This window comes from Streptacidiphilus neutrinimicus (assembly GCF_000787815.1).
Taxonomy (GTDB): Bacteria; Actinomycetota; Actinomycetes; order Streptomycetales; family Streptomycetaceae; genus Streptacidiphilus; species Streptacidiphilus neutrinimicus.
In genome coordinates, this window is the sequence record NZ_BBPO01000081.1 from 2,553 (window position 1) to 5,117 (window position 2,565).

2 protein-coding genes are annotated in these 2,565 nt (G+C 69.5%); both read right to left on the minus strand.

Annotation, left to right across the window (positions count from 1 at the left end; all coding sequences use genetic code 11):
• Nucleotides 1-112: 112 nt before the first annotated feature.
• Nucleotides 113-904 carry an IS21-like element helper ATPase IstB gene (gene istB, locus TR48_RS32610; RefSeq protein ID WP_042374007.1) on the minus strand — a complete coding sequence of 264 codons (792 nt, stop codon included), beginning with the start codon at nucleotides 902-904 and terminating at the stop codon, nucleotides 113-115.
• Nucleotides 904-2,433, minus strand: a complete 1,530-nt coding sequence (gene istA, locus TR48_RS32615) for an IS21 family transposase (RefSeq protein ID WP_042374009.1) — start codon at nucleotides 2,431-2,433, stop codon at nucleotides 904-906. Before istA ends, istB begins: the two co-directional genes overlap by 1 nt.
• Nucleotides 2,434-2,565 lie beyond the last annotated feature (132 nt).

Sequence of the window (2,565 nt, forward strand, 5' to 3'; positions counted from 1 at the left end):
GTCAACGGCCTTGTAGTCCGCCCCGGTGGCGGCCAAGAGGAATCCCCGCAGGTGGACGGCATGATTGCCCCGCCTGCGGCCAGATATTCTCCCCACTCTCGGTCGGTGTGGATCAGCTGAAGGGCTTCACGCCCTTCCCGGTGGTGGCCTCGGTCAGCCGGAACGAATCACCCTGAGTGACGACGACGTGGGCATGGTGCAGAAGCCGGTCTACGGTGGCCGTGGCCAGGGTCTTCGGCATGATCTCGTCGAATCCCGAGGGGTGCAGGTTGCTCGAAACCGCTATCGAGCGCCGTTCGTAGGCGGCATCGACCAGCCGGTAGAAGCCCTCGGCGGCGTCCTCGGAGACCGGCAATAGGCCGATGTCATCAACGATGATCAAATCGGATCGGACGATCCTGGCCAGGGCCCGCGCGATGGAGTCATCCGCGCGGTGCCGGCGGACCAGCGACCCGAGGTCCTCGATGGTGAACCAGGAGACCACTAGCCCGGCCTCGACCGCGGTCTGACCGAGGGCTTCGGTGAAGTGGCTCTTGCCCGTGCCCGACGGGCCGCAGATGCAAAACGACTCCCGGCGGCCGACCCACTCCAATGTCTTCAGCGCGTCCTGGGTCGCCCTGGGGATCGAGGACTTGCCCTCGTCCCAGTCGCCGAAGGTCTTCCCCGTCGGGAACCCGGCCCGCTTGCGGCGAGTGTGCAGGTTCGCCCGGTCACGGCCGGCGGCCTCTTCGGCCAGCAGGACGCGGACGACCTCGGCCGGGTCCCATCGTTGGGCCTTCGCGGTGGGGATGATGTCGGTCAACGAGCGGCGGATGTGCGGGAGTTTGAGCCGGCGGGTGAGTTCGATGGCCTCGGCGAGCGGGTCGCCGTTGGTGCCGGGGACGGTGCGGAGCGGGGCGGCCATCAGGTCAGATCGCTTTCGTCGAACTCGGAGATGTCGGTGGTGGTGCGGCCGAAGGATGACCAGGCGCCGGTGCCGGGCTGCAGGGAGTGGTCCTCGCTGCGTCGGGTCGGCTCGGTGTGCTCGTGGCTGGCCTGGTAGTCGAGGATGGACAGCAGGTCCGCGTCGGCGAACCGGCCGGTGACCGCGGCGGTGCCGAGCGCCCGGTCGACATCCGGGGCGGAGTGCAGCTTGGCCAGGGCGACGGCCTCGGCCATCTTCGCCTTGATTCTGCGGACGCCGGCCGCTGCTGCCTCGACCAGCCAGGACGCGGCCCCAGGCCCAAGCGCCAGGAACGCGGCCTCGTCCGCGCTGGTCGCGCGCGGGGTCCGGTCGGTGTTCTTGTCCTCGCGGGGCGGGTAGTGGGTGTCGTCCAGGACCGGGGAGCCGGGCTGTCCGCGCTGGTGGCGGGCGACCTCGCGCGCGGGTCCATGTTCGTCGACGGCGGTGACGATCAGCTCGTCGCCGTGGAAGCGGGCCCAGACGCGGGTGTCGATCAGCTGGTGCGGGACCGAGTAGCGAACCGCCTCGACGGAGATCGTCGAGTCCCAGGCGACCCGGCGGGTGGTGCCGAACGCCGCGGTGAACGCGCTTTTCGGCAGCGGGTGCAGCCGTTGCTGTTCCTCGGCCAGGCGCTCGACCGGCTTGCGCCGGGTCGCCTTGTGGACGCGGGAGTTGACCTCCTCGCCGAACTGGCGGCAGGCCGCCTCCAGCTCGCCGAAGGTCTGGTAGTGCTCGCGCAGGTTGACGTCCTTCGGCACCAGATCGGCCTTCGCGATCTTCACCGTGGACTCCGAGCCGCCCTTCGTCTCCGGGTCCGCCGGCACGCAGGTGCGTATGGTCGTGCCGTAATGGCGGGCGACCTCGACGACGTCCGGGTTGCGGACCGCGATCCCGGCGATGTGGTCGGTGGTGACCGTCTTCTCGTTGTCGGTCAGGACGTAGGCGGGGACGCCGCCGATCCTGCGGAAGGTGGCGTCCAGGCAAGCGGTCACCGTCGGGAGCGTCTTGTCCCAGATGGGGATGACGACGCGGAAGCGGGACCAGGCCAGCCACGCGCAGAACAGCGTGGTCTTGCGGCCCTTGATCACCGGGCCGTCGCCGAAGTCGTATTGGAGCCAGAGCCCCGGCTCGGTCACCCATGGCCGGTAGACCCGTCGCCGACCGGCCCTGAACTGGGCCTTCGCCTCGGCGACGGTTCGGCGGGTGGTGCGTTCCCCGCCGGTGAAGCCCATCGCGGTGATCCTCTTGTGGACCACGTCCGCGCGGATCTTGCCCTGTGAGCGGACCACCAGTTCCTCGATCTTCGGCAGGTAGTCGTCGATCTGCCGGGTCCGGTGCCGGCGGCGGTCGGGCTGCTGGCCGGCGGCCCGCATCTTCACGTACCGGGCGACGGTGTGGTGGTCGCAGCCGGCCAGCTCGGCCGCGGCGCGGTAACTCCCCGTGAGGTCGTAAGCCTCCAGGATCTCCATGATCTCCTCGCTGTTCTTCACCCGCTCCAGCGTCGTCGAGCGGGACTGCAAGCGGCGAGCGGGGAGAAGTATCTGGCCGTACCCGGGGAAACCCGTGGCCACAGAATGCGCCGTATATGGCCGCACTCGGGGAGCTTACGAGGGCCGCCGTCA

Coding starts and splice junctions, on each gene's coding strand:
- istB (WP_042374007.1), bottom strand. CDS start 904: ATGGCCGCCCCGCTCCGCACCGTCCCCGGCACCAACGGCGACCCGCTC.